Below are 26,352 nucleotides of genomic sequence, written 5' to 3' on the forward strand. Positions count from 1 at the left end.
ACGCTGGCCCTGCTGTGGGAACGCACCCGCCGCCAGGGCGACATGCCGGGCTTCGCGAAAGCCATCGGCGCCGTGCTCGGCGCGATGCGCGGCGAGGATGACGGCGGCTTTTCGATGACAGAAACCGTGCTGTCCGATCCGGTGCTGACCAACAAGGTGCTGCGCCTGGCCAACAGCAGCATGTATTCGGCGTTCGGCCAGCATGTCAACACGGTCAGCAAGGCGGTGCTCGTGCTGGGCACCGAGGCGATCGGCCACCTGGCGCTGGGCCTCAAGCTGGTCGAGGAACTGTCGTCCGGCGCCGCCGATTCGAGCCACGCGCACATCGAGATGGAAAAGGCGGTGCTGGCCGGCATGGTGGCGCGCGAACTCGCCGCCACCGTGCGCAGCCCGCAGACGGAACAGGCGGTGGTGTGCTCGATGCTGCACACGCTTGGCCGGATGATGGTCACTTTCTACCTGCCCGAGCAGTGGATGCTGCTGCAGCAGCGCGGCGGCCCCGGCAACGAAGACACGGCGGCGCCGGACCTGCTCGGCATCGGCCTGGCCGATATCGGCATGGCGGCCGCGCAACGCTGGAACCTGCCGCGCAATCTCGTATCGGGCATGCGCGTCATCGAAGCACCCGGTCCGGCCGAGGCGCTCCCGGAAGACGAAGCGTCCGGCGAGCGCCATCCCGCCGCGCTGCCCGCCGCCGACTGGGTGGCGGGCATCGCCACGCTGGCGCGGCATTGCGCCGCGGCGCTGTGGCACGACGACGAAGCCGGCGCCGCCGAACTGCAGCGGCTGAGCGCCGCGTTTGCGCCAATGCTGGGCCTGGAACCGGAACAGGTGCAGGGCGCCATCGCCCAGGCCCGCGAAACGGCGGCCGGGGAACTGGCGATCGCCCCGCTGTCGAAGCCGCTCGAACGCCGTGCCAAGGAACTCGCCAGGACGCGCCAGCGCGCCGCCGGCAACCGCATCCTCGAGAGCGGCCTGGCCGACATGCGCGACATGGTGGACAATGCCAGCCCGGGCCAGATGGTATCGGCGGCGCTGGAAACCGTGTACCAGGGGCTGGATTTCTCGCGCGCGGTCGCTTTCGTGCGCAACCGCCGCGAACAGTGCTACGCGGCGCGGATGAGCTTCGGCAACCTGCCGAAGGAACGGCTGGCGGCCATGTCGTTCGACGATGCGTACGAGGCGAACGTGTTCCACGCGGCGCTGAGCAACGACCGCGTGATCTTCATCGAGAATGCGCGCGATCCGAAGTTCGCAGCCAAGCTGCCGCACTGGTGGAAGGCTGGCCTGGCCGACGCACGCAGTTTCGTGATCCTGCCGTTGTCGGCCAATGGCCAGCCGGCCGGCTTCCTGTACGGCGACTGGGATGAAACCTTCCCGCCGATCGAACTGTCGCAGACCGAGTTCGCGCTGCTGAACGATGCGCGCGCGCTCGTCGTCAAGGCGATCGAGCGGCGGCACCAGGCCGAGCTGCTCAACAGCCGGGCGGCCTGAAGGGTCCGCGTCAAGCTGCCGGTTTCACCCGCCGGTTGCATGCCGGCAGACTTTCACGCCGTTGACGCGGGTTCTGTCGTCAACCGGCGTTGCGGGCGATGTCCGGCGTAGCCACCCGCACGTCGCCGCACTGCGCGCGGTGCATCAGCGCATGGTCCATCAGCACCAGCGCCAGCATCGCCTCGGCGATCGGCGTGGCGCGGATGCCCACGCACGGGTCGTGCCGGCCGAACGTTTCCACCATCACCGGGTTGCCGGCCTTGTCGATCGAGCGGCGCGGCGTACGGATCGACGAAGTGGGCTTGATCGCGATCGACACCGTGATGTCCTGTCCCGTGGAGATGCCCCCCAGCACGCCGCCGGCATGGTTGCCGACAAAGCCCTGCGGGGTCAGTTCATCGCCGTGCTCGGAACCGCGCTGCGCCACCGAGCCGAAACCGGCGCCGATCTCCACGCCCTTCACGGCATTGATGCCCATCATCGCGTAGGCGATGTCGGCATCGAGCTTGTCGTAGATCGGCTGGCCCAGCCCCACGGGCACGTTGCGCGCCACCACGTCGATGCGGGCGCCGATCGAATCGCCGTCCTTGCGCAGCGCGTCCATGTAATCTTCCATCCGCGCGATCAGGGCCGCATCGGCCGTGGCCGCGAAGAACGGGTTGTCGGGCACGTGAGCGAAATCCTGGAACGGCACTTCGATGTCGCCCAGCTGGCGCATGCAGCCGGCGAACTCGGTGCCGAACTGCTCCTTCAGCCATTTCCTGGCGATCGCCGCGGCGCCGACGACCGGTGCAGTCAGCCGGGCCGACGAGCGCCCGCCGCCGCGCGGATCGCGCACGCCGTACTTGTGCCAGTACGTGTAGTCGGCATGGCCCGGGCGGAAGCTCTCGACGATATTGCCGTAGTCCTTGCTGCGCTGGTCTTCGTTGCGGATCAGCAGCGCGATCGGCGTGCCGGTCGTGAACCCTTCGTATACGCCGGACAGGATCTGCACCGCGTCGGGCTCCTGGCGCTGGGTGACGTGGCGCGACGTGCCGGGCTTGCGGCGGTCCAGTTCGGGCTGGATGTCGGCTTCGGACAGGGCCAGCCCCGGCGGGCAGCCGTCGATGATGCAACCGATCGCCGGCCCGTGAGATTCGCCAAAAGTCGTTACCGTGAACAGCTTGCCAAAGGAATTGCCGGACATGAGATCAATCTGAAAGAGCCGAGGAATTAGCAATTTTACCGCTTTAGCATCGCGTGATCCAGCAATTGCAATACTGCCTACTTCGTACACCTCGCGCAACACTTTCCTTACAGCAATGACATTAGCTGCTTATAATAGGGAAGTTGCGCCGGTATCCAGCCCAATCCGCTATAAAGGGACCGGAAGACCCAATTTGGAGAACGACGCATGCCCCCACCGAGCACTCCCCCCGGCACCGGACAAGACGGGCCGCAGGACGACCTGGTGTTCCTGGACGAGTCGCCCGCCCAGCCCGGCACGGCGGCACGCGGCGCGTGGCGCGTGATGATCGTCGACGATGACGAGGATGTCCATTCGACCACCACCTTTGCGCTCGGCAACCTGGACATCCAGGGCCGGCCGCTGGAATTCCTCCATGCCTACTCGGCCGCCCAGGCGCGCGAGCTGCTGCGGTACGAGCATGATATCGCCGTGATCCTGCTCGACGTGGTGATGGAGCAGGACGACGCCGGCCTGCACCTGGTGCGCCATATCCGCGAAACGCTGAAGCTGGCGGACGTGCGCATCATCCTGCGCACCGGCCAGCCGGGCTATGCGCCCGAGATCGATGCGATCCGCGACTTCGACATCAACGACTACAAGACCAAGTCCGAGCTCACCCGCATCAAGCTGTACACGACGGTGACGGCGGCGATCCGCTCCTATGAGCAGATCCGCCGCATCGACGACAGCCGGCGCGGCCTGAATCGTATCGTCGAGGCCGGCACCGCGCTGATGACGCTGCACGGCGTGCGCGATTTCGCCGCCGGTGCGCTGGCACAGGCCGCGGCGCTGCTGGACGAGCCACCGGGCGGCCTGGTGTGCGTGGCGGGCGATGCCGGCGCGGTGCACGTGGTGGCCGCCTGCGGCGCCTGGCAAGGCTGCGAGGGCCGCCACCTGGGGCCCGATACCGAACCGCCCGTGCCGCCCGCGCTGGCGCGCGCGCTGGCCGAGCGGCGCAATGTCCATGGCGATGCCGGCGTCGCGCTGCACCTGGCCGGCAAGGCCTGCCGCACCTTTGCCATGCTGCTCGACGTGTCGCACCGGCCCGCGGAGCTGCAGGAACGGCTGCTGAACGTGTTCGCCGCCAACGTGGCGGTGGGCCTCGACAATGTCGAGCTGCTGTCGCACCTGCACGACGCGGCGTTCTACGACACGCTGTCCAAGCTGCCGAACCGGACCCGCCTGATCGAGATCCTCGACGCGGCGCTGGCCGGCCCGGCCCGTGCCAGCGCCACGCTGTGCCTGGTGGACCTGGATCACTTCGCCGAAACGAACGATGCGCTGGGGCATGCGTTCGGCGACCTGCTGCTGTCCACCGTGGCGGCGCGGCTGCAGAACAGCCTGAGCCGGCACCTGACGGTGGCACGGATCGGTGGCGACATCTTCGGTGTGCTGGGCGACGCCGCCCACGTGTACCCGGCCGGCATCCTGGCGCTGTTCCAGCAGCCGTTCGAGATCGAGGGCCAGACCGTGCAGGTGTCCGCCACGCTGGGCCTGGTGCGGCTGGCCGAGCACGACGGCAGCGGCACCGATGCGCTGAAGGATGCCGATATCGCGCTCAAGCGCGCCAAGTCGCAGCAGCGCGCCGGCCACTTCTATTTCACGCGCAACATGGGAGTGGAAATCCGCGAACGGGTGCGCATGATGCACGCGCTGCGTTCCGCCTTCAGCAAGCACGAGCTGTTCCTGGCCTACCAGCCGCAGATGGACCTCGTCGCGCGCCGCCCGGTGGGCGCCGAGGCGCTGCTGCGCTGGAAGACCGAGGACGGCAAGCTGGTGCCGCCGGACCGCTTCATTCCCATCGCCGAATATTCCGGCCTGATCATCGATATCGGTGAATGGGTACTGCGCACCGCGTGTGCCGAGCTGGTGCACCTGCGCGCCGCCGGACACGAGAATTTCACGATGTCGGTCAACGTCTCGCAGGTGCAGTTCCGCCACCCCCAATTCCTGCAGGTGCTGCGCAACGCCCTGGCGGACACGGGCGCCCCGCCCCGCTATGTCGAGCTGGAAATCACGGAATCGATGGCGATGGAAGAACCGGACACGTTCATCGAAATGCTCGCGCAGGTCAAGGAAACGGGCGTGCACATCGCCATCGACGACTTCGGTACCGGCTTCTCGTCGCTGTCCCACCTGCAGCGGCTGCGCATCGACCGGCTGAAGATCGACCGTGCGTTCGTGACCGAGATCACCGGCTCCACGCGCGGCAGCAGCATTGCCGAAATGGTGATCCAGCTGGGCCGCAACCTCGGCCTGTCGGTCGTTGCCGAAGGCGTCGAGGACGAGCACCAGGCCAGCGTGCTGCAGCAGCTGGGCTGCCCGCTGGCCCAGGGCTTTCTCTTCGCGCGCCCGATGGGGGCCGATGAACTGTCCGGCTGGCTGGCCGGGCAACCGGCGCTGCGCGCCTGACATCGCGCCCTGCGCATCAGCTGTCGAACCCGCCGCGGCATCGGTGTCAGACACCTTTTCCGGAAGATTCACCCGGAAAAAGTGCCTGGCACCGGTTTTTTCTCCCAGCACCCGGTTGTCCCGGTAACGAATTCCCAAACAAAAAACGCTGCCTCGGCAGCGTTTTCCTTTTACCCGACAAACAGCTCAGTTCGTCGCCTCATCCTGCTCGGCCGGCCAGTCCCGGATATACGCCTTCAGCATGCGGTTTTCAAAACTCTGCGCCTCGAGCACGGCGCGCGCCACGTCGTAGAACGAAATCACGCCCAGCAGGGTCTTGGCATTCATCACCGGCAGGTAGCGCGCGTGCTTTTCCAGCATGATGCGGCGCACCTCGTTGACCTCGGTATCGGGCGTGACGGTGATCGGATGGTCGTCCATGTGCCTGCGCACCGTGCCGCCGCCCACCGAGCCCTCGTTGGCATGCAGCGCCTTGAGCACCTCGCGGAAGGTCAGCATGCCGACCAGGTCGCCATACTCCATCACGACGAGCGAACCGATATCCTTCTCGGCCATCGTGGTCGCGGCATCCACCAGCGGCTGGTCCGGGGTGATCGTGTAGAGGATGTTGCCCTTGACTTGGAGGATTTCTGAGACTTTCATGGTGGCCGTCCTGTCCGCGTGAATGAGTGTTTTTATTCTATGCCTTCTGGCGCAATGTAGCGTATGCCCGGGAAAAAATCCAGCCTTGCACGGAATAAGCCGGCGAACAACGGCCTGCATCAACCGGCGGCGGTCTCGCCGCTGCGTGCCACGGCCGGGCCGAAATGGTCGCCCAGCGTGAGCCCGAGGCCGGCTTCGACCGCATCCTCGACGCTGCGTGCCAGGCTGGCCGCATCGCGCCGCGCCTGGACGTCGCGCGGATCGTCCGACTCCTGGGCCACGCCGGCGTTGACCGGGATGCCGCCGAACACGAACAGCCGGTAGACCTCGGCCACGGCCAGCGTGTCCGGGTTGGCCAGCAGCACCCAGTTGTCGCCGGTATCGTTGACATGCTTGCCGAACTGCACGCGCGGCACCGGATCGGTGCGCACGCGGCCCACCCAGCCCTTGTCCTGCATCCGTTCCAGCAGCGTATCGAGTTCGTCGAAACCGATCCGCGTGCGGGCCCGCAGCGCGGTGGAGGAGACCAGCGCCGTGTCGCCGTAGCGGCTGGCGCCGTGCAGCACCTTGAGCACCGCCATCGCATCGACGAATGCGCCGCCCGGCACCGGCTCGTACCACCAGCGTTCGTACTTGACCACCGGCAGCGCCGCCGCCAGCAGCGCCCCGACCAGCGTGATCAGCCACGACACATAGACCCACAGCAGGAACAGCGGCAGCGCCGCCAGCGCGCCGTAGATCCGCGAATACGTGGGAAATTCGGTGATGAAGACGGCAAAGCCCCGCTTGGCCAGCTCGAACGCCAGCGCGGCCAGCACGCCGCCGGCCAGCGCGTCGCGCCAGTCGACCACCTTGTTCGGCACCGTCACATACAGGAACGTGAAGGCGGCGGTGGTGAGCACCAGCGACAGCACCGAATAGGCCAGCGCCCCGAACACGCTGCCGACCAGGCTCGACGTGGCCGACGAAAAGTCGGTCGAGAGCGAGATCGACACGCCGATCAGCAGCGGCCCGAGCGTCATCAGCGCCCAGTAAACCAGGATCCGGCGCGCCCAGCGCCGCTCGGCCTTGACTCGCCAGATGCGGTTGAAGACCCGCTCGATCATCGTCATCATCGCCACCGACGTGGCGATCAGCGTGACCGCCCCCACGGCGGACAGCCGCGTCGCCTGCGCGGCGAAGGTGGTCAGGTACGACAGGATCGTGCTGGAAATCGCCTTCGGCATCACGCTCTGGATGAAATAAGCCTCCAGCGCGGTGCGGAACGTGGCGAACATTGGGAAGGTGGTGAAGACCGCCAGCGCGATCGTCAGCACCGGCACGAGCGCGAACACGGTGGTGAACGTGAGGCCGCCGGCCACCTGCGGCAGGCTTTCATCGCGCAGCCGGCGGCGCGCGAACAGGAACAGGTCGCGCACTTCGGCCCACGACAGGGCGCGCAGTTCGGCCACGCCCCTTGCCACGCTCTGGTATAGAGTGCTTATACGTTGCTTCAAACGGTTCCCGCCCCTGTTCACGATGTAAAGCGTTCTATAATACCAACGATGAATGCGCCCAACCTGACTATCCTTGTTTTGTTCTATTCCCGGCATGGGGCCACCCGCAGGCTCGCCGAGCTGATCGCCCAGGGTATCGAGAGCGTGCCGGGCTGCGACGCCCGGCTGCGCACCGTGCCCGCCGTATCCACCGTCGCCGAAGCCACCGCGCCGGAAATACCGGTGGACGGGGCACCCTACGTGGAGCTGGCCGACCTGGATGAATGCGCCGGCATCGCCGTCGGCTCGCCCACCCGCTTCGGCAACATGGCGTCGGCGATGAAATATTTCTGGGACGGCACGTCGAGCCAGTGGCTGTCCGGCAGCCTGGCCGGCAAGCCCGCCTGCGTGTTCACGTCCACCGGCAGCCTGCACGGCGGCCAGGAATCGACGCTGCTGTCGATGATGATCCCCCTGCTGCACCATGGCCTGGTGGTGCTGGGCCTGCCCTACACGCATCCCGACCTGATGACCACCTCCAGCGGCGGCACGCCGTACGGCGCGAGCCACTGGGCCGGCGTGGATGGCCGCAAGCCGGTCACGGACGAGGAAAAGCGCATCGCCGTCGCCCTCGGCAAGCGCCTGGCCGAAACGGCCGCCAGACTGCGGGGCCGGTAATGTACGGCACCCGGCAGAAGGTACTGTGGTGGGGAGCGCTGGTCAGCGTGGCCGCGCTGATCGCCTGGTGCCTGCTGTGGGAAACCGTGCTGGCGCCGCTCAAGCCGGGCGGCTCGTGGCTGGCCCTGAAGGCCGTGCCGCTGCTGTTCCCGCTGATCGGCGTGCTCAAACGCGACCTGTACACGCTGCAGTGGTCGTCGATGATGATCCTGGCCTACCTGGCCGAAGGCGTGGTGCGCGGCTACAGCGACGCGGCCATGCCGTGGCTCGGCTGGGGCGAGGCGGCACTGGTGTTCGTGTTCTTCTGCTGCGCGCTGCTGTACGTGCATCCGTACAAGCGGGCTGCGAAGAAGGCTGCCCGCGAGCTGCTGGACAAGGTTGCCCGCAGCCGGAACGGCCACAAGTAAGTGAACGCCATCGAAGTCGCCAAAGGTACATGACCGCATTCCTGGACCGCTGCCGCGCGATCGCCGGCGCCGAATTCGTGCTCGACCGGCCGGCCGACATGGCGCCGTTCCTGCGCGACTGGCGCGGCCGCTTCACGGGCGCCGCGCGGGCCGTGCTGCGCCCCGGCTCCGTCGACGAGGTGGCCCGGCTGGTGCGCCTGTGCGCGGACGAGCGCGTGCCGATCGTGCCGCAGGGCGGCAACACGGGGCTGGTGCTGGGCAGCGTGCCCGACGCGAGCGGCACGGCGGTCGTGCTGTCCGTCGCGCGCCTGAACCGGGTGCGCGCGCTCGACCCCGTCAACCGTACCGTCACCGTCGATGCCGGCGTCATCCTGCAGCACGTGCAGGAAGCGGCGGCGGCCGCCGGCTGCCTGTTTCCGCTGTCGCTGGCGGCCGAAGGCAGCTGCACGATCGGCGGCAATCTCGCCAGCAATGCCGGCGGCACCGGCGTGCTGCGCTACGGGAATGCACGCGAACTGTGCCTGGGCCTCGAAGTGGTCACGCCGCAGGGCGAGCTGTGGTCCGGCCTGCGCGGCCTGCGCAAGGACAACACCGGCTACGACCTGCGCGACCTGTACATCGGCGCGGAAGGCACGCTGGGCATCATCACCGGCGCGGTCATGAAGCTGTATCCGGCGCCGAAGGCATCGATCACCGCGCTGGCCGCGCTGCCCTCGCCGGCCCACGCGCTGCGGCTGCTGTCGCTGGTGCAGGACCGCGCCGGCGCCAGCCTGACCGGTTTCGAACTGATGTCGGCCTACTGCCTGGCGCTCGTGGCAAAGCACTTCCCGCAGTTGCCGCGTCCGTTCGGAAGCGTCCATCCGCAGTATGCGCTGCTGGAAATCTCGTCGAGCGAATCGGAAACCCATGCGGTCGAACTGCTGGAAGGCGCGATCGGCGCGGCGCTCGAAGCCGATATCGTGCTCGACGCGGTCGTCGCCACGTCCGTCGCGCACTCGCGCGGCCTGTGGCAGTTGCGCGAACATATCCCGCTGGCGCAGGCGGCGGACGGCAAGAACATCAAGCACGACATCTCGCTGCCGGTATCGATGGTGGCCGATTTCATTGCCGGCACGGAGCCGCTGCTGCGGCAGGCGTTCCCCGGCTGCCGCCTGGTCTGCTTCGGCCACCTGGGCGACGGCAACCTGCATTTCAACGTGGCGCCGCCGCCGGGCATCGACAACGAATCGTTCCTGGTCAACCAGGAAAAAGTGAATCGCGTGGTACACGATGCCGTCGTGGCCTGCGGCGGCTCGATCTCGGCCGAACACGGCATCGGCGCGCTCAAGCGCGACGAACTGGCGCGCTACAAGTCGCCGGTGGAACTGAACCTGATGCGCGCCATCAAGGCCGCGCTCGATCCGCTGAACATCATGAACCCGGGGAAGATCCTGTGAAGGCGTGGCTGCCGGCGCTGTGCCTGCCATTCGTGGCCGCCCTGCCCGCGCACGCGCAGATGTACAAGTGCACGCACGGCGACAGCGTCACGTACAGCGAGGCGCCGTGCGAGCGCGGCGCACAGACCGTGATGGCCGTGCCCGATTCGCCGAAGGCCAGGGCCGCGCCGGAGGAGCTGAAGCGGCTGCAGAAGGAATCGGCCGCGTTGCAGAAGGAACGGCTGGCGCGCGAAGCGCAGCAGGCCCGCGCCGATGCATTGCACGACCGCCAGGCCGCGCGCCGCCGCGACGCGTGCGCGAAGCTGGAACTGGCCCGCAAATGGGCCGAGGACGACGTGCGCCGCGCCAGCCACGGAACCGCCGATGCCGCGCGCCTGAAGGCACGGCGCGCCGCCGAGCGCCACGCGGCAGAGTGCAAGTGACGTCGCGCCGCACGCTGTCGCGCTGGCTGCTGCTGGGCGAGTGGCGCGCCCACCCGGTACGCGCGCTGACGGCGGTGATGGCGATCGCCGTGGGCGTGGCCCTCGGTTTCGCGATCCACCTGATCAACGCCGCCGCGTTCAACGAGTTCTCGGCCGCCGTGCAAAGCCTGTCCGGCCAGGCCGACGTGCAGGTCGCCGGCGCCGAACCGCTGTTCGACGAAGATGTCTACCCCCGCCTGGCACTGCGGCCGGAAGTGGCGGTCGCCTCGCCGGTGCTGGAGATCAACGCCTCGTTGCCGGGCGGGCGCGAACCGTTGAAGGTGATCGGCCTGGACGTGTTCCGCGCCGGCTACATCACGCCCGACCTGATCGGCGCGCCCGCCAGCGGCGTGGCCGGCGACACGCTGGCCGGCGATGCGCTGTTCCTGTCGCCGGCCGCGCAGCAGTGGCTGAACGCCAAGGCCGGCGCGAGCCTCGCGTTCATGGCCGGCACCGGGACGATGACGTTGCGCGTCGCCGGCTCGCTGCAGCGCGCACGGGTGGGCCAGCGCCTGGCCGTGATGGACATCGGCGCGGCCCAGTGGCGCTTCGGCCGCCTCGGCAAGCTGTCGCGGGTCGACCTGAAGCTACGCGACGGCGTCGACCGCGATGCGTTCCAGGCCGCGCTGGCGCGCGAGCTCGAACGGGACTACCCTGGGCGCTTCCGCATCGGCCAGCCGAACGACGCCGACCAGGAAAGCCGCACCAGCAACATGAGCCGCGCCTACCGCGTCAACCTCAGCGTGCTGGCGCTCGTGGCGCTGTTCACGGGCGCGTTCCTGGTGTTTTCCACGCAGGCCTTGTCCGTGATGCGCCGGCGCAGCCAGTTCGCGCTGCTGCGCGTGCTGGGCCTGGAGCGCCGCCAGCTGCTACGCCAGGTGATGGTCGAAGGCGCCAGCCTCGGCGTGGCCGGTTCGCTGCTCGGCATAGCCGGCGGCTACGCGATCGCGGCGGCCGCGCTGCGTTTCTTCGGCGGCGACCTCGGTGCCGGCTACTTCGCCGGCGTGCAGCCCGAAGTGCAGTTCACGCCGGTCGCCGCCATCGTGTACTTCAGCCTGGGCCTGGGTGTCGCGCTGCTCGGCTGCGCCGCGCCGGCCTGGGAGGCGGCCCGTGCCGCGCCGGCCGTCGCGCTCAAGTCGGGCGCCGACGAGGTGGCGCTGGCGCGCCTGTCCCGGCCGTGGCCGGCCATCGCCTGCCTGGCGCTGGCCGGCGCGCTGTCGCAGCTGCCGCCCGTGACCGAGCTGCCCATTTTCGGCTACCTGTCGATCGCGCTGCTGCTGATCGGCGGCATCGCGCTGATGCCGCGCATCGCCGCGACCACCTTCCGTTTCGCGCACCGGCGCTGGAGCGCGGCCACCGCGCACCGCGCCGCGACCGCGGGCCACGCCATTCCGGCGGTGCCCACGCTCACGCTGGCGCGGCTGTCGAACGCCTCCGGCCAGGCCGGCATCGCGCTGGGCGGCGTGCTGTCGAGCTTTTCGCTGATGGTGGCGATGGCCATCATGGTCGCCAGCTTCCGCGTCTCCGTGGATAACTGGATCCTGCAGGTGCTGCCGGCCGACCTGTATGCGCGCATCGCCAGCGCCGGCGCCACCGCCGGCCTGACGCCGCGCGAACAGGCGGTGCTGCGCCAGGCGCCCGGCATCGCCCGCGCCGAATTCCTGCGGCTGCGTTCCGTGTCGCTCGCGCCCGACCGGCCCAACGTGGCCCTGCTGGCGCGCGACATCGATCCCGCGCACCCGGAGAAATCGATGGTGCCGGTCGGCGGCCAGGCCGTCCAGGCGAACGGTTCGCTGCCGCGCGCCTGGGTATCCGAGGCGATGGCGGACCTGTACGACATCCGGCCCGGCCAGACGCTGCGGCTGCCGCTGGCCGGCGGCGCGGTGCCGTTCTTCGTGGCCGGCGTGTGGCGCGATTACGCGCGGGTTGCCGGCGCGGTGATGATCGAACGCGCCGACTACGTGCGGCTGACGGGCGATGCCGATGTCAGCGACGCCGCGCTGTGGCTGGCCAAGGATACGAGCCCGGCCGATGCGCAGGCGGCACTGAAGCGGCTGCCGTTCGGCGCCACGCTGGCGGTGGAGGCGCCGTCGGCGATCCGCGCGCTGTCGCTGCGCATCTTCGACCGCAGCTTCGCCGTCACGTACCTGCTGGAGGCGATCGCGATCGTCATCGGCCTGTTCGGCGTGGCCGCCACGTTCTCGGCCCAGACGCTGGCCCGCGCCCGGGAATTCGGCATGCTGCGCCACATCGGCGTCACGCGCGGCCAGATCCTCGGCATCCTCGCCTTCGAAGGCGGCGCGCTGACCTTGCTCGGCATCGCCACCGGCTTCGTGCTGGGCTGGACGATCAGCCTGATCCTCGTGCACGTCGTCAATCCGCAGTCGTTCCACTGGACGATGCAGATGCATTATCCGTGGCCGCTGCTGGGCGCCGTGGCCGGCGCGCTGCTGGTGGCCAGCATCCTGACGGCGCTGGTGTCCGGGCGGCAGGCGCTGTCCGGCGGACCGATACGCGCGGTGCGGGAGGACTGGTGATGCGTTTCCTGGTTTCCCTGTTCCTGTTGCTGTGCGGGCCGCTGCTGGCGGCGCCGGCCGCGCCCGGGCTGGCGCCCATATTCACGCAGGTGGTGCCGCTGGCGGACGGCAAGGCGCTGGCCTTCCCGCGCGACTTCGGCGCGCATCCTTCCTTCCGCACGGAATGGTGGTATGCGACCGGCTGGCTGACCACGGCCGAAGGCAAGTCCGTCGGCTACCAGGTCACGTTCTTCCGCAGCCGCACCGACACGGACGACGCCAACCCCAGCAAGTTCGCGCCGAAGCAGCTGATCATCGGCCATGCCGCGCTGTCCGATGCGGCGCACGGCAAGCTGCTGCACGACGAGCGCAGCGCCCGTGCCGGCTTTGGCCTGGCGTTCGCCGGCGAGGCCGATACCGACATCAAGCTCGATGACTGGCGCATGACGCGCGGCGCCGACGGCCGATACACGATGCGTATCCCGGCATCGGGCTTCTCGCTGGACCTGGTGCTGGAGCCCACCCAGCCGGTGCTGCTGCAGGGCCGCGGCGGCTATTCGCAGAAAGGGCCGCGGCCCGAGCAGGCCAGCTACTACTACAGCAAGCCCCAGCTGAAAACCTCCGGCACGATCGTCGGCGCCGACGGCAGGCGCACGGCCGTTTCCGGCGTCACGTGGCTCGACCACGAATGGTCCAGCCAGGTGCTCGATCCGGACGCCGCTGGCTGGGACTGGGTCGGCGCCAACCTCGACGACGGCGGCGCCCTGATGGCCTTCCGCATCCGCGGGAAAACCGATGGGAAAACACATCAAGGCGGCGGTGCTACACTATGGGCCCACGCGACGTGGCGCGACGCATCCGGTAAGATCACGCATTTCGGCCCCGAGGATGTGACGTTCACGCCGCGCACGCTGTGGCGTTCGCCGCGCACCGGGGCCGAGTACCCGGTGGCCGTCACGATCGCGACCGGCGAGACCAGCTGGCAGCTCGATCCGCTGCAGCCGGACCAGGAACTGGACTCGCGCCGCTCGACCGGCGCCGTGTACTGGGAAGGCGCGGCGACCGTCCGCCGCGGCGGCCGGCAGGTCGGCCGCGCCTACCTCGAGCTGACCGGCTATGTCCGGCCGATGAAACTATAAAAACCAACCCGTCACCAGAATGAGCAACAGCACTAGCAGCAGGAGCGGCAGCGCCCGCGAAACCGTGTCGCCCTCCGAATCCCGCGAACTGAAAAAAGGCAGCCTGGCCGCATTGCGGGGCCTGATGCCTTTCCTGAAACCGTACCGGTCGCGCTTCGCGATGGCCGGCATCGCGCTCGTCGTCGCCGCCGGCGCCACGCTGGCGATCCCGTACGCGTTCAAGCAGATGATCGACCTGGGATTCGGCGCCAGGGCCGGCGTGCACAGCGCCGAAGCAGTGAACGCCGTGTTCCTCGCATTGTTCGGCGTGGCCGCGGTGCTCGCGGTGGCCACCGCGGCGCGTTTCTATACCGTTTCGTGGCTGGGCGAACGCGTAGTCGCCGATATCCGCAGCGCCGTGTACGGCCACGTGGTACGCCAGAGCCCGGCCTTTTTCGAGACCACCCAGACCGGCGAGGTGCTGTCGCGGATCACCACCGACACCACGCTGATCCAGGCGGTCGTCGGCACCAGCATCTCGATGGCGCTGCGCAATGCGCTGCTGTTCGCGGGCGGCCTGGTGATGCTGTTCATTACGAGCCCCAGGCTCACCGGCATCATCATCGGCCTGCTGGTGCTGACCGTGCTGCCGATCGTGATGTTCGGCCGGCGCGTGCGCAAGCTGTCGCGCGATTCGCAGGACCGCATCGCCGACGCCTCGGCCGTGGCCGGCGAGATCCTGAACGCGATGCCCACCGTGCAGGCCTTTACGCACGAGCACATCGAAACGAAGCGCTTCGGCAACTCGATCGAGAACGCCTTCGGCACGGCGATGCGGCGTATCCGCGCGCGCGCGCTGCTGACGATGCTGGCCATCGTGCTGGTGTTCGGCACCATCGTGTTCGTGCTGTGGCTGGGCGCCCATGCGGTGCTGGCCGGCACGATGTCCGGCGGCGACCTGGGCCAGTTCATCCTGTATGCGTCGATCGTCGCCGGCGCCGTCGGCGCGCTGTCGGAAGTGATGGGCGAGGCGCAGCGCGCCGCCGGCGCCACCGAGCGCCTGCTGGAACTGCTGGCCACGCAATCCGATATCCGCGAGCCGGATCGGCCGCTCGCGCTGCCGCCGCGCGCCGCGAACGGCGCCGCGCTCACGCTGGCCGATGTGACGTTCTCGTATCCGTCGCGCCCCGAAACGGCGGCGCTGGCGCACCTGGACCTGGACATCCGTCCCGGCGAAACGGTGGCCATCGTGGGGCCGTCCGGCGCCGGCAAGACCACGCTGTTCCAGCTGTTCCTGCGCTTCTACGATCCGCAGCAGGGCACGATCCGCCTCGACGGCGTCGATATACGCCACCTCGCGCTGCACGACCTGCGCGGCGCGGTCGGCATCGTGCCGCAGGATACCGTGATCTTCTCGGCCGACGCGATGGAGAACATCCGCTACGGCCGCTTCGACGCCACCGACGAGGAAGTGATGCGCGCCGCGAAACTGGCTGCCGCCCACGAATTCATCGAACGCCTGCCGAACGGCTATCAATCGTTCCTCGGCGAGCGCGGCGTGCGGCTCTCCGGCGGCCAGCGCCAGCGCATCGCCATCGCCCGCGCGCTGCTGAAGAACCCGCCGCTGCTGCTGCTCGACGAGGCGACCAGCGCGCTGGACGCCGAATCCGAGCGCCTCGTGCAATCGGCGCTGGAAGCGGCCATGGTCGGCCGCACCACCGTCATCATCGCTCACCGCCTGGCCACCGTGCAGCGCGCCGACCGCATCATCGTGATGGAAGACGGCCGCATCGTGGAAACCGGCACCCACAAATCGCTGGTGGCGCTCGGCGGCATCTATGCCAACCTGGCGGCGCTGCAGTTCCACAATGTCCACGTCGAGCATTCGCACGAATGAGTCACATGCTTGAGTCACATGAATGAGCAACATGAATAAGCCCATGAACAAGCCGGCCAGCGAAGCGGACCTGCGCCAGCAGTGCACGGTGGTGCTGCCCGGCCACCACCAGCCGACACCGGCGCAGACCTTCGCCGCCATGGCGGCGTGGTGCGAAGAGAACGGCATCGCGCACGACGTGTACGGCGAGGGTGAACTGATCGCATCGCTCGAACGCAAGGTGGCGGCCCTGCTGGGCATGGAAGCGGCCACGTTCTGCATCACGGGCACGATGACGCAGGCCACCGCGCTGCGGCTGGCCTGCGCCGACCGCGGCAGCCGCCTGGTCGCCATGCACCCCACCGCGCACATCCTGAAGCACGAACGGGGCAACCACCAGCTGCTGGACCATTTCCACGCGCTGCAGGCGGGCAGCCCGCACCGGCCGTTCACGGTCGACGACCTGCGGGCGATTCCCGACCATCTCGGCGCCGTGTCGCTGGAACTGCCGGCGCGCGAGATCGGCGGCCAGTCGCCGTCGTGGGAGGAACTGCAGGCGATCAAGGCGCATTGCCGCGCGCAGGACACGCACCTGCACATGGATGGCGCACGGCTGTGGGAAGCGGCCGCCGCGTACGGCCACGACGGGGACCGCACCCTCGCCGACGTCGCCGCCGGCTTCGATACCGTCTACGTGTCGCTGTACAAGGGCATCGGCGGCCTCGGCGGCGCGCTGCTGGCCGGCAGCGCCGCGTTCGTCGCGCGGGCGCAGGAATGGTATCGCCGCCAGGGCGGCAGCGTCATCCACCGCACGCCGTATGTCGTCGCCGCCGCGATGCAGCTCGATGCGCGGCTGGCCGCGATGCCGGCCTGCTTCCGCCGCACGCAGTGGCTGTACGAAGCGCTGCGGGCTTACCCGCTGCTGCGCGTGAACCCGGCGCGGCCGCACGCGAACATGTTCCACCTGCACCTGCCGGTCGACCGCGAGCGTGCCATCGAACTGCGCAACGAAATCGCCCGCGAACACCGCGTGTGGCTGCACAACGCCGTGCATCACGCGCAGGTCGAAGGCACGAGCTATATCGAATGGTACGTGGGCGACCAGCTGCTGAACCTGCCGGACGGCCAGGTGCATGCGGCGCTCTCCGCATGGCACACCGCCCTGGAGGCCACGCAATGACGTTCGCCGCGCTGAAACTGATCGACCCGCTGCTGCGCGCGCTGCAGGAGCTGGGCTACGACGACCCGACGCCCGTGCAGCGACAGGCGATTCACGCCGTGCTGGCCGGCCGCGACCTGATGGCCGCGGCGCAGACCGGTACCGGCAAGACGGCCGGCTTCGCGCTGCCGCTGCTGCAGCGGCTGACGATGGAAGGCGTTGTCGCGCCGCTGGGCGTGCGCTGCCTCGTGCTGGCACCAACGCGCGAACTGGCCGAGCAGGTGTACACGAGCTTTCGCAAGTACGGCGCCCACGTGCCGCTGCGCTTCGCCGTCGCGTATGGCGGCGTGCCGATCGAACCGCAGATCGCCAGGCTGAAGAAGGGCCTCGACGTTCTGGTGGCCACGCCTGGCCGCCTGCTCGACCTGCTGCGCCAGGGTGCCCTCACCTTCGCGCAATTGCAGACGCTGGTGCTGGACGAGGCGGACCGCATGCTCGACCTGGGGTTCGCCGCCGACCTGGATGCCGTGTTCGCCGCATTGCCGCCGCAACGCCAGACGCTGCTGTTCTCGGCCACGTTCCCGGCATCGATCCGCACGCTGGCCGGCCAGCTGCTGCGCGACCCGGTCTCCGTGCAGGCCAGCCCGGCCAACGCGGCCGCCAGGACGGTGCGCCAGCTGGTGATCACCACCGACAAGAAATCGAAGCCGGACCTGTTCCTGCACCTGCTCCGCGAGCGCGGCTGGAACCAGGTGCTGGTGTTCGCCAAGACCCGCAAGGGTGTCGACCAGCTGGTCGGCGTGCTGCAGCAGGAAGGCGTCCGCGCCGACGCGATCCACGGCGACAAGCCGCAGCCGGCGCGCCTGCGCGCGCTGGAGCGCTTCAAGGCCCGCGACGTGCAGGTGCTGGTGGCCACCGACGTTGCCGCCCGCGGGCTCGATATCCAGGGCCTGCCGCTGGTCGTCAACCACGACCTGCCGACGGTGGCCGAGGATTTCGTGCACCGCATCGGCCGCACCGGCCGCGCCGGCGCCGCCGGCGAGGCGATCTCGCTGGTCTGCGCCGACGAGGTGGAACTGTTGCGCGCGATCGAGGCGGTGATCAGGCAGGTGCTGCCGCGCGAGGAAATCCCCGGCTTCGAGGCGGCCCACAGGGTACCGTCGACCGGCACGCCGGCCAGGGCGGCGCAGCCGGCCGGCCGCAAGGTGTCATCGAAGAGCGCGCCGGCGTCGAAGCCGGGCGTGAAGCCGGTATTGAAACCGATGCCGAAACCGCCCACGAAGCCAGCTTTTGCGCCGTCCACGCCGCGCCCTGCCGGCGGCTTCGACCCGGCCACTCCCGAACGGGCCAGGCCACCGAAGCGCGTGCCGCAAGGCGCGGTCGTCGTCGCTGGCGGCCGCGGTGCGAAATCGGCGGCGAAGGCCGCAGCGAAGTCCGCACTGCCGGCGCCCAACAAAGGGCCGACGCGGGGACGAAAAAAGGGCTCCCCCGCGTAAGTCGCCCGCGAGTGGAGCACCTGTTAAAATCGCATGTTTTCAGCCGGAGAATCGCATGCAGCAGTACCAGCAACTGATCGAAACCGTCCTCGCCCAAGGCACGTGGCAGGACAACCGCACGGGCATCCGCACGCTGTCCGTGCCGGGCGCGATGATGCGCTTCGATCTGGCGCAGGGCTTCCCTGCCGTGACGACCAAGCGGCTGGCGTTCAAGTCCGTGGTCGGCGAGCTGTGCGCGTTCTTGCGGGCATCGCGCAGCGCGGCGGATTTCCGCGCGCTCGGTTGCAAGGTGTGGGACCAGAACGCCAATGAAAACGCGCAGTGGCTGGCCAACCCGTACCGCGAAGGCGTCGACGACCTGGGCCCCGTGTACGGCGTGCAGTGGCGCCAGTGGCCCGGCTACAAGCTGCTCGACGCCGCCGCCACCGCGCAGCGCGAAGATGCGCACCGCAACGGCTTCACCGAAGTGGCGCCGCTGGTGGAAGACGGCGTCGAGAAGATCCTGGTCTACAAGGCGATCGACCAGCTGCGCGAATGCCTGGACACGATCGTGAACAATCCTTCCAGCCGCCGCATCCTGTTCCACGGCTGGAACCCGGCCGTGCTGGACCAGGTCGCCCTGCCCGCCTGCCACCTGCTGTACCAGTTCATCCCGAACGCCACGACGAAAGAGATTTCGCTGTGCCTGTACGTGCGCAGCAACGACATCGGCCTCGGTACCCCGTTCAACATCGCCGAAGGCGCCGCGCTGCTGCACCTGGTCGGCCGCCTGACCGGCTACACGCCACGCTGGTTCACGTATTTCATCGGCGATGCGCACATCTACGAGAACCACATGGAGATGGTGCAGGAACAGCTCAGGCGCGAGCCGTACGAAGCGCCGCGTTTCGTCATCGCCGACCGGGTGCCCGATTTCGCCGTGACTGGCAAGTACGAACCGGAATGGCTGGAAAAGATCGAGCCGTCGGACTTCAGCCTTGAGGGCTACCGGCACCACCCGCCGCTGACGGCGCCGATGGCGGTTTGACGCTTTTTCCCGGACAACACGATACCGGCGCGCGCAACGCGAGCGCCACCCTGGCCTGCCGGTGGTGACGCGGCGGCGGCGCCTTGCGTGCCGAAGTACCGCATTTGCTACCGCGCGCCGTGCGTGCGCACCAGCTTGACGAGCTGGCGGTAGGCCGGCGACATCGCCCCGTCGGACGCGTCCACCGAAACGGACTGGTGATCGAGGTGGATCTTCATCCGGTAGGTGCGGCCGTCGCGTACCTGCGCGGCGGCCCGGGCCTGGACGGGAGAATTCCCGGCACCGGCCACCACCTCGCGCACCAGGTGTTCGCACGCCTCGCATTGCTCGGGCGGCAGGCTGCCGGAATCCAGGATGACGGGCTTTTCCAGGCCCGGCGCGGCGACGAAGCCGCCCTCGGTCGATAATTCGATACGCATGATGCCCCCAAAATAAGAAAAGGCCCCGCCGATGCGGCGCATCGGGGAGCCGGATTCGTCGCGGCGGCAGCCTACAGCACGCCCACGTCCTTCCACGCCTGGACGACCGCCTTCGCCTCGTCACTGCCGGCGCCGAACAGTTTTTCCGCGTTCGACTTCGTCAGTTTCGCAAAGGCCTTGAACGTGGACTTCGGCTTCAGGCGCGCATCGAGCAGGCTGTCGTACCAGATCTTGCCCGCGCGTTCCCACGCGAACCCGCCGATCGCCACCGCGGCCAGGTAGAACGCATGGTTTGGGATGCCCGAATTGATGTGAACGCCGCCGTTATCCTTGACCGTCACCACATAATCGGCCATTTTCGCCGGCTGCGGATCCTTGCCCAGCACACTGTCATTGTATGCCGTGCCGGGCGCCTTCATCGAACGGATCGCCTGCCGGTCGGGGCCCGGTTCGGTGAACAGCTGGGCCCCGATCAGCCAGTCGGCCTCGTCGGCCTTCTGCTTCAGGCCGTATTGCTTGACGAGCGAACCGAACACGTCGGAAATGGATTCGTTCAGGGCGCCGGACTGCCCCTGGTAGACCAGGCCGGCCTCGACTTCCGTCACGCCGTGCGTCAGTTCATGGCCGATGACGTCGATCGACGCGGTGAAACGCGTGAACAGCGTGCCGTCGCCGTCGCCGAACACCATCTGGCTGCCGTTCCAGAAGGCGTTGTCGTAGTCGACATCGTAGTGCACGGTCGCATCGAGCGGCAGCCCCGCATCGTCGATGGAATTGCGGCTGAATTCCTCGAAAAACAGGTCATAGGTGGCGCCCAGGCCGTCGTAGGCTTCGTCGACAGCCGGATCGCCGCTGGAGCCCGATCCCTCGGTGCGCACGACATTGCCGGGCAGCGACTGATCGTTGCCCGCATCGTAGATGGTGCGCTTGAGCTCGGCGGTCGTGCCGGCCATCGCGGCCAACACCTGTTTCTGGATGCCGCTCGCAACATTCGTGGCCCTGAAGGTGCGGAACGAGTTATCGACCGACAGCGTGTCGATCGCGAATTCGCGTTGCGCCGTGGTGCCGTTCTTGGCGATCTCGGTCAGGATGTGCGGCGGCAAGAAGCAGTGGATCGAATGGCGGTGCGGTGTCGGCTTGGTGCACATGGTGAACTCCGTGGTTGGATTGGTCGGTAACAACGGGGCCGGGAAAGGCGCAACGGCGGACCGTGGACCGGTCTTCCGTCATGTCGTGACGGACGCGGCGCCGGGTGCGGCGACGCATCCATTCGGCGTCAGCTGCCCTCTCCGTCCCCGTCCTGTTCTTGCGATTCTTGCGATTCTTCCGATTCTTCGTTCTCATCTTTTCCCTTGGAGCGAAATGCCCTGAGTGCCTTCACGATTGCCCCGCCATTGCCGGACAGAACCGCCCCGCCGAGAGTGACCAAGTTCGTGACGAGGCCGATCACGTCGCGCACCTTCGATAGTTTTTCCAGCGTCCCGTACGCCGATTCGAGCGCTTCGCGCAAGGCATCGGCCTTCAGGCCGGCATCCTTCACCGTCAGCGCGATGGCTTGTCCGCGCAGCACGTTGGCCAGCGCGTCGAGCCGCTGCTCGCCCTCGACCCGCACGAGGCGCTCTTCCTCGGGAGACAGCGCGTGGGTCAACCGGAACTCGAACAGCCGCGTCGATATCCTCGTGTAGCGGTCGGCCAGCTGCGCCAGGTCGTCCGCCGTCAGTTCCTTCAGGGTCGTGCTCATCCCGGTATCCTCCGCTCATCGGTCAGAATGCGGTATCGTCCAAGCCCATCGGGCTAGTTGCCGCGCTTGTCGAACTTGTCCCGCAAGCCCAGGGTCGCCTCGCGGTGCCTGGCCAGCGCGGCGATCAGTGACTCGTTCTCGGCCGCGAGGCGTTTCGCCCGATCCTGCTCGCCGACAAGCGTGACGGCATATATCCGCACGGCCAGCGGCTCGGTTTTCTCGAATCGCGGCAGCGCCTTGTCCATCGTCAGTTGCGCCCGCTGCCGGTAGGTGTCGAGCTGGGGACGGGTGATCGAGCTGGCGTACCATTGCAGCGCGCTCGTGGTGGCGTTGACGGCCTCGCTCTGTTCCAGTAGCTGCTTGATCTCGCCGCGCGCGACCCGCTCCGTGGCAAGCCGGGAAACGAGCTTGCCGAGGCTGATGACGGCCTTGGCCTTGTTTTCCGGCACAACCGGCTCGCCGGAGCGATCCTTCAGGTCGGTCACGGCCTCGCCCAACCCTTTCAGCTCGGCCGAATAGCGGGGCAGCCTTTCATCCGCCAGCGCCGCCAGCGTGTCCGCGTAGTTGTCCAGCAAGGCCACCAGGCTGAGGATGTGCGTGTTGTCCTGCGCGACCGGCGCGCAGTCGGCGGCGGCTTTTGCGCGCACATCGTCGATCCGGAACGCCACGAAGGCATCGCGCGTCTGTTCCTGCATCATGAACTGCGACTCGCACAATCGTACCGGGGTATCGGCGATGGCCGCGAACGACGCCCCCAGCTTCCGGGTATCATCCGCGTAGGTTCGCACGGCCGAGAAGTCGGCGCAGCCGGCGACCTGCAGCGCGATCGCGATCGCAAGGCCCGGCCGGGCAAGAATTGACAGCGAGGTGCGGCGCATTCTGTTCACGTTCAGCTCTCCCGATCGTTGAGACGAAAGCGACGAGGCGGATTCCCGCGAACACCACGGCGCCCGGCGTCCGGGCACTTGTCGGGAATCCGACACCTGTCGAATTGCTATCAGTTACTCTACACGATCGCACTGCCGTTGGGGAGACGGCCCCTGCGATTTTTCGACATGGCCGGCGCGAAGCCCTGCGCCGGCGGCGCGGCACGCACGCCGCCGGCGGATTACTCCGCCGCCGGCCCCATCGACGCCACCAGCGCGTGATACCACCGCTCCTTGCGGGTCTTGTGCAGCTGGTACCAGGCACGGATGGTCTCGGGCCGCCACACCTTCAGCATCTTGAGGACCTCGGCGCTGAACTCCAGCGGCGCCAGCCCGGTGGCGGTCAGCAGGTTGTCGCCGCGCACGGCCGGCTCGTGCCGGTACAGTTTTTCGCCCCGGTAGTCCGGACAGCTCTGCTTCAGGTAGCCCAGGTCGTTGCTGGTGTGGCGGCGCTTGTCCAGCGCCCCCACGCTGCCCAGCCCGTCCACCGCGCCGCAGATCGCCGCCACGTGATGGCCGGCATCGAGCACATCGCGCACCAGCTCCAGGACCGGCCGCAGCTCGGGCTCGTCCCATCGCTCGCCGCCCGGCAGGATCAGCACGTCGCCCGGCTCCAGCACCAGGTCCGCAAGCGCCAGGTCCGGCACGTGGATCACGCCGCCCATGCTCGTTACCGCGGCCGTGGTCAGGCCCACCTTCCGGAAGCTGAAATCGGCCAGCGGGTTGGCGAAGAAGCGGCGGCTGTGCAGCTCCGCGCACAGGTAGCCGATCTCCCAGTCCGCCAGCGTATCGACCACCACCAGGTAAGCGTTCATGGATGTCTCCTTCGTTATCGGGTCTTCCAGTATAGAGGCTTGCCGGCAAAACGGATCAGGCGGCGCGCGGCAGCAGGCTGTCGCGCCACAGGCGGGCTGCCCGCGCGCCTTTGGAACGCTCCAGGAAAGCGCAGCCTGCGTGGAGCGCGCCATCGGCCAGCGTGCGGTCGTGTGCGACCGCCGCCTCCAGCTGGAACAGGCCCTGGTCGTCGTCCTCGGCGAGCAGGATGCAGCCGAAGTGGAACGCCGCACGGGGGAACGGGCCGCCCGGCCGGGCCAGCAGGCAGGCCAGCACGTCCTTCGCCGCGGCCGGCGCAACCAGCCCGACGCGCAGCAGCGCCAGCTCGTGCAGGTCGGCGGGCGACAGCGCGGCCAGCGGCTGCGCATCCAGCTCGGCGAGCCGCGACCGCTCCCGGCCCGCCTCGCGGTGGCGCGCCTGCCAGGACCGCGCGGCGCGCGCCCACCAGGCCTCGTCGAATTCGCGCACCAGCACGCGCAAGGTTCCGGCCGGCAGCAGCACATCGGCCGCGCAGCGCTCCACCGGCCGCGGCAGGGCCGGCCGTTCACCGATCGCCTGTACCCGCTCGCGCAGGCAGGGATGGGTATCGTGCACGTCCGAGCGCACGGCGAGCGCGGCGGCCAGTGCCTGCGGCTGGGCCCACTGCGCGTAGCCGGCGCCGAACGCGGTCTTCATCGCGGCGAACGGCATGAACGGCGGCTGCGCGGCGTGATCCGCCTGGCGCAGCAGCGTCGGCCAGAACTGATCGGCGATCCAGCGCGCCTGCAGCGTGTCGCGCACCAGGCCCTGCGCGTTGGCGACGCTGCCGGCCAGGCTGCTGGCGATGCGGTCGGCCTCGTATTCGTTCTGCCGCGACAGCACGAACGTGTACGCATGGTAGCAAGGCATGAGCCGGTCGAGCACGCCGGCGGCGGCGCGGTGGCACAGGCTGCCCGCGGCGTGCCCGCTCACGTGCTGGTGCAACATGTCGAACAACAGCCGCTGCCGGCCGATCCAGGCGCCCGACTTGCCGTGATCGCCGCACAGGTGGCCGACCTCGTGCGCCACCGTTGCCGTCATTTCCTTTGTCGGCACGCCGAGCATGTATGGCAGGCCCAGCGTCAGGTAATTCGTTTGCCCGAACAACACGCCGAAGGGCCCGAGGAAGCCGAAGCGGGGCCGCTGCGCGATCGCCGCGTTGTAGCGGTCGTCGACCAGCACGTGATCGATGCGGGGCGCGTCCAGCCTGGCGCGGACGCGGTCGAGCATGTCGAACAGGGCCGGGGCTTCGTCCCGCGTCAACGGACGGCCCGCCGGCACCGGCAGGCGGCCGGACAGCGTGCGCAGCACCAGCAGCGCCGCGGCCATCGGCAACAGGGCCAGCAATGCGAAGCCGGCGGCGGCGGCCGCGATATGCGCGGCGAGCGCGAAGCGCACGGCCAGCGCGGCCAGCAGCAGCGCCGATACCAGCGGGACGAGGATGGCGGCATGCGCCAGGGCGCTTACCAGCAGCACACGCCGGCGAAAGGCGTCGGGCGCCGCGTGCGAATCGAGTTCCAGCCGCCGCACCAGGCGGCTGTCGTGGTGCATGCCGGGCCCGTGCCCCGGTTCCGCCCGGCACCGCATGCCCGGCTGTTGCCGCGTGTCGAACTCCTGTTGCGTGTTCAACTTCTGCTGGGTGTTCAACCGGTCTCCCTTTATCGTTTTGCAAAAGAGCGCCACGATAAAAGAAAAAGACCTTTGGAAAACTCTCCAAAGGTCACTTTGCTCAACAATATTTGAGCCTGCCGGCCCCGATCACTGCGGCGGCACGTCCTTCAGCACGCCGATCGGTGCATTGACCAGCTTGCCATCGACCTTCTTCACTTCGCGGATGTACATGTTCTGCACGATGTCGCGGGTGGCCGGGTCGATGCTGATCGGGCCGCGCGGGCTGTTCCACTTCATGCCGGCCAGCACCTTGATCGCCGTGTCGCCGGTCACGTTGCCGTTCAGCTTGCGGACCGTCTCGGCGATCATGCCCATCGTGTCATACGCCACCACGGTGACGAACGTCGGCGCCGGGCGCTTCGGGTTGGCGGCGGCATAGGCCTTCAGGAACACCTTGTTGGCATCGTTGTCCAGCGCCGTGGAATAGTTCAGCACCGTCACGGCGCCGAGCGCGCGATCGCCCAGTGCTTCCAGCGTGGGCGAATCGCTCGTCATGTCGCCCACGCCGAGGAACCTGATGCCGGCCTTGTCCAGCCCCTTGTCGGTAAAGACCTTCAGCAATGCCGTGCCGTCTTCGGCGCCGGGCGCGAAGAAGAACAGCGCATCGGGTTTCTGGTCCTTGGCGCGCTGCACGAACGGCGAATAGTCGGGATTGGCCAGCGGCGCGCGCGCCGAGCCGACCACCTTGCCGCCGGCCTCGCTGAAACCCTTGATGAACTTCGTCTCGGCATCGGCGCCGGTGCTGTAGTCGCTGACGAGCGTATATACGGTGCCAATCGCCTTGCCGTTCCTGCTCTTGCCCGTCCAGGTGCCGAACGGCTCCGTCATCTGGTGCATCGTCATCGACGTGCGCACCATGTACGGCGACTTTTCCGTGATGCCGGTGGTAACGGCGTTCATCACGATCATCGGCGTTTTCGAACGCGTGGCCAGCGGCGCCACCGCCAGCGCGCTCGGCGTCAGCGAAAAGCCGATCAGGAAGTCGACCTTCTCGCGGGCGATCAGTTCCTGCGCGGCGCGTTTCGAGTGGTCGGCATTCGAGCCGCCGTCGTCGCGGTAGATCACCTCGATCTTCTTGCCGGCCACCTTGTCGCCGTATTGCTGTAAGTAGGTGCGAATGCCATCCTCGAACGGCTTGCCGATGTTCGCATACGGGCCCGTCAGTGCGGCGATCACGCCGATCTTGATCGTGTCCTCGGCCAGCGCCGCCGATGGCAGGCAGGTCGCGGCGATGGTGCCCAGGGTAGCAAGTGCGATGGTGCGGATCTTCATGGTGTCTCCTCCATTTATAGGTTGTCAGTGCGCCGTCAATGCGTCG

General features: G+C 68.3%; 22 protein-coding genes. 12 read left to right on the forward strand and 10 right to left on the reverse strand.

Annotated features, from left to right (window positions below; translation table 11 throughout):
- Positions 1 to 42 precede the first annotated feature (42 nt).
- Complete coding sequence (locus GJV26_RS28645) at positions 43 to 1,494, forward strand: HDOD domain-containing protein (protein WP_155712797.1); 1,452 nt, start codon at positions 43 to 45, stop codon at positions 1,492 to 1,494.
- Between the two features lie 79 nt (positions 1,495 to 1,573).
- On the opposite strand, the gene aroC is transcribed toward GJV26_RS28645, so the two are convergent.
- The gene (aroC, locus tag GJV26_RS28650; protein ID WP_155711957.1) at positions 1,574 to 2,680 is read right to left on the reverse strand and encodes a chorismate synthase; all 1,107 of its coding nucleotides are present in this window, start codon (positions 2,678 to 2,680) and stop codon (positions 1,574 to 1,576) included.
- Between the two features lie 207 nt (positions 2,681 to 2,887).
- Between aroC and GJV26_RS28655 the strand changes: the two genes are divergently transcribed.
- The gene (locus GJV26_RS28655; protein ID WP_155711958.1) at positions 2,888 to 5,134 is read left to right on the forward strand and encodes an EAL domain-containing response regulator; all 2,247 of its coding nucleotides are present in this window, start codon (positions 2,888 to 2,890) and stop codon (positions 5,132 to 5,134) included.
- A gap of 186 nt (positions 5,135 to 5,320) precedes the next feature.
- Here the strand turns inward: GJV26_RS28655 and GJV26_RS28660 are convergent, their stop codons facing one another.
- Both GJV26_RS28660 and GJV26_RS28665 read right to left on the reverse strand, forming a co-directional pair.
- Positions 5,321 to 5,776: a CBS domain-containing protein gene (locus tag GJV26_RS28660; protein WP_155711959.1), complete on the reverse strand. Its 456-nt coding sequence runs from the start codon at positions 5,774 to 5,776 to the stop codon at positions 5,321 to 5,323.
- Positions 5,777 to 5,895: 119 nt separating this feature from the next.
- On the reverse strand, positions 5,896 to 7,272 hold the full coding sequence (locus GJV26_RS28665; protein WP_229419486.1) for a YihY family inner membrane protein: 1,377 nt from the start codon (positions 7,270 to 7,272) through the stop codon (positions 5,896 to 5,898).
- 48 nt (positions 7,273 to 7,320) lie between these two features.
- Between GJV26_RS28665 and wrbA the strand changes: the two genes are divergently transcribed.
- Genes wrbA through GJV26_RS28715 form a run of 10 tightly spaced genes read left to right on the forward strand, consistent with a single transcriptional unit; the run spans position 7,321 to position 19,425 of the window.
- Complete coding sequence (wrbA, locus tag GJV26_RS28670; protein WP_155711961.1) at positions 7,321 to 7,929, forward strand: NAD(P)H:quinone oxidoreductase; 609 nt, start codon at positions 7,321 to 7,323, stop codon at positions 7,927 to 7,929.
- Positions 7,929 to 8,336, forward strand: coding sequence for a DUF2069 domain-containing protein (locus GJV26_RS28675; RefSeq protein ID WP_155711962.1), 408 nt, complete (start codon positions 7,929 to 7,931; stop codon positions 8,334 to 8,336). The genes wrbA and GJV26_RS28675 overlap by 1 nt, the downstream gene beginning before the upstream one ends.
- 29 nt (positions 8,337 to 8,365) lie before the next feature.
- Positions 8,366 to 9,772 carry an FAD-binding oxidoreductase gene (locus GJV26_RS28680; RefSeq protein WP_155711963.1) on the forward strand — a complete coding sequence of 469 codons (1,407 nt, stop codon included), beginning with the start codon at positions 8,366 to 8,368 and terminating at the stop codon, positions 9,770 to 9,772.
- Entirely contained in the window at positions 9,769 to 10,194 is a 426-nt protein-coding gene (locus GJV26_RS28685; RefSeq protein WP_155711964.1) for a DUF4124 domain-containing protein, read from the forward strand. Before GJV26_RS28680 ends, GJV26_RS28685 begins: the two co-directional genes overlap by 4 nt.
- Positions 10,191 to 12,770, forward strand: coding sequence for an FtsX-like permease family protein (locus GJV26_RS28690; RefSeq protein WP_229427915.1), 2,580 nt, complete (start codon positions 10,191 to 10,193; stop codon positions 12,768 to 12,770). Before GJV26_RS28685 ends, GJV26_RS28690 begins: the two co-directional genes overlap by 4 nt.
- Positions 12,770 to 13,888 (forward strand): lipocalin-like domain-containing protein, encoded by a 1,119-nt coding sequence (locus GJV26_RS28695; RefSeq protein ID WP_155712798.1) that lies wholly within the window; start codon positions 12,770 to 12,772, stop codon positions 13,886 to 13,888. The genes GJV26_RS28690 and GJV26_RS28695 overlap by 1 nt, the downstream gene beginning before the upstream one ends.
- Positions 13,889 to 13,907: 19 nt before the next feature.
- Positions 13,908 to 15,764 carry an ABC transporter transmembrane domain-containing protein gene (locus tag GJV26_RS28700; protein ID WP_155711966.1) on the forward strand — a complete coding sequence of 619 codons (1,857 nt, stop codon included), beginning with the start codon at positions 13,908 to 13,910 and terminating at the stop codon, positions 15,762 to 15,764.
- 31 nt (positions 15,765 to 15,795) lie between these two features.
- Positions 15,796 to 16,923, forward strand: coding sequence for a threonine aldolase family protein (locus GJV26_RS28705; RefSeq protein WP_229419487.1), 1,128 nt, complete (start codon positions 15,796 to 15,798; stop codon positions 16,921 to 16,923).
- Positions 16,920 to 18,398 (forward strand): DEAD/DEAH box helicase, encoded by a 1,479-nt coding sequence (locus GJV26_RS28710; RefSeq protein WP_155711967.1) that lies wholly within the window; start codon positions 16,920 to 16,922, stop codon positions 18,396 to 18,398. The genes GJV26_RS28705 and GJV26_RS28710 overlap by 4 nt, the downstream gene beginning before the upstream one ends.
- A gap of 55 nt (positions 18,399 to 18,453) precedes the next feature.
- Positions 18,454 to 19,425: a thymidylate synthase gene (locus tag GJV26_RS28715; protein ID WP_155711968.1), complete on the forward strand. Its 972-nt coding sequence runs from the start codon at positions 18,454 to 18,456 to the stop codon at positions 19,423 to 19,425.
- 107 nt (positions 19,426 to 19,532) lie between these two features.
- Here the strand turns inward: GJV26_RS28715 and GJV26_RS28720 are convergent, their stop codons facing one another.
- From GJV26_RS28720 to GJV26_RS28750, 7 genes are all read right to left on the reverse strand, one after another.
- Positions 19,533 to 19,844, reverse strand: a complete 312-nt coding sequence (locus GJV26_RS28720) for a protealysin inhibitor emfourin (protein WP_155711969.1) — start codon at positions 19,842 to 19,844, stop codon at positions 19,533 to 19,535.
- Positions 19,845 to 19,915: 71 nt separating this feature from the next.
- The gene (locus GJV26_RS28725; protein WP_155711970.1) at positions 19,916 to 20,992 is read right to left on the reverse strand and encodes a M4 family metallopeptidase; all 1,077 of its coding nucleotides are present in this window, start codon (positions 20,990 to 20,992) and stop codon (positions 19,916 to 19,918) included.
- 128 nt (positions 20,993 to 21,120) lie between these two features.
- Entirely contained in the window at positions 21,121 to 21,585 is a 465-nt protein-coding gene (locus GJV26_RS28730) for a hypothetical protein (protein ID WP_155711971.1), read from the reverse strand.
- Between the two features lie 53 nt (positions 21,586 to 21,638).
- On the reverse strand, positions 21,639 to 22,472 hold the full coding sequence (locus GJV26_RS28735) for a hypothetical protein (protein WP_155711972.1): 834 nt from the start codon (positions 22,470 to 22,472) through the stop codon (positions 21,639 to 21,641).
- Positions 22,473 to 22,693: 221 nt separating this feature from the next.
- Complete coding sequence (locus tag GJV26_RS28740; protein ID WP_155711973.1) at positions 22,694 to 23,326, reverse strand: DJ-1/PfpI family protein; 633 nt, start codon at positions 23,324 to 23,326, stop codon at positions 22,694 to 22,696.
- Positions 23,327 to 23,381: 55 nt separating this feature from the next.
- On the reverse strand, positions 23,382 to 25,010 hold the full coding sequence (locus GJV26_RS28745; RefSeq protein WP_155711974.1) for a M48 family metallopeptidase: 1,629 nt from the start codon (positions 25,008 to 25,010) through the stop codon (positions 23,382 to 23,384).
- 111 nt (positions 25,011 to 25,121) lie between these two features.
- Positions 25,122 to 26,306 carry an ABC transporter substrate-binding protein gene (locus GJV26_RS28750; RefSeq protein WP_155711975.1) on the reverse strand — a complete coding sequence of 395 codons (1,185 nt, stop codon included), beginning with the start codon at positions 26,304 to 26,306 and terminating at the stop codon, positions 25,122 to 25,124.
- Between the last annotated feature and the right edge of the window lie 46 nt (positions 26,307 to 26,352).

It is taken from the genome of Pseudoduganella dura, assembly GCF_009727155.1.
Classification (GTDB): domain Bacteria; phylum Pseudomonadota; class Gammaproteobacteria; order Burkholderiales; family Burkholderiaceae_D; genus Rugamonas; species Rugamonas dura.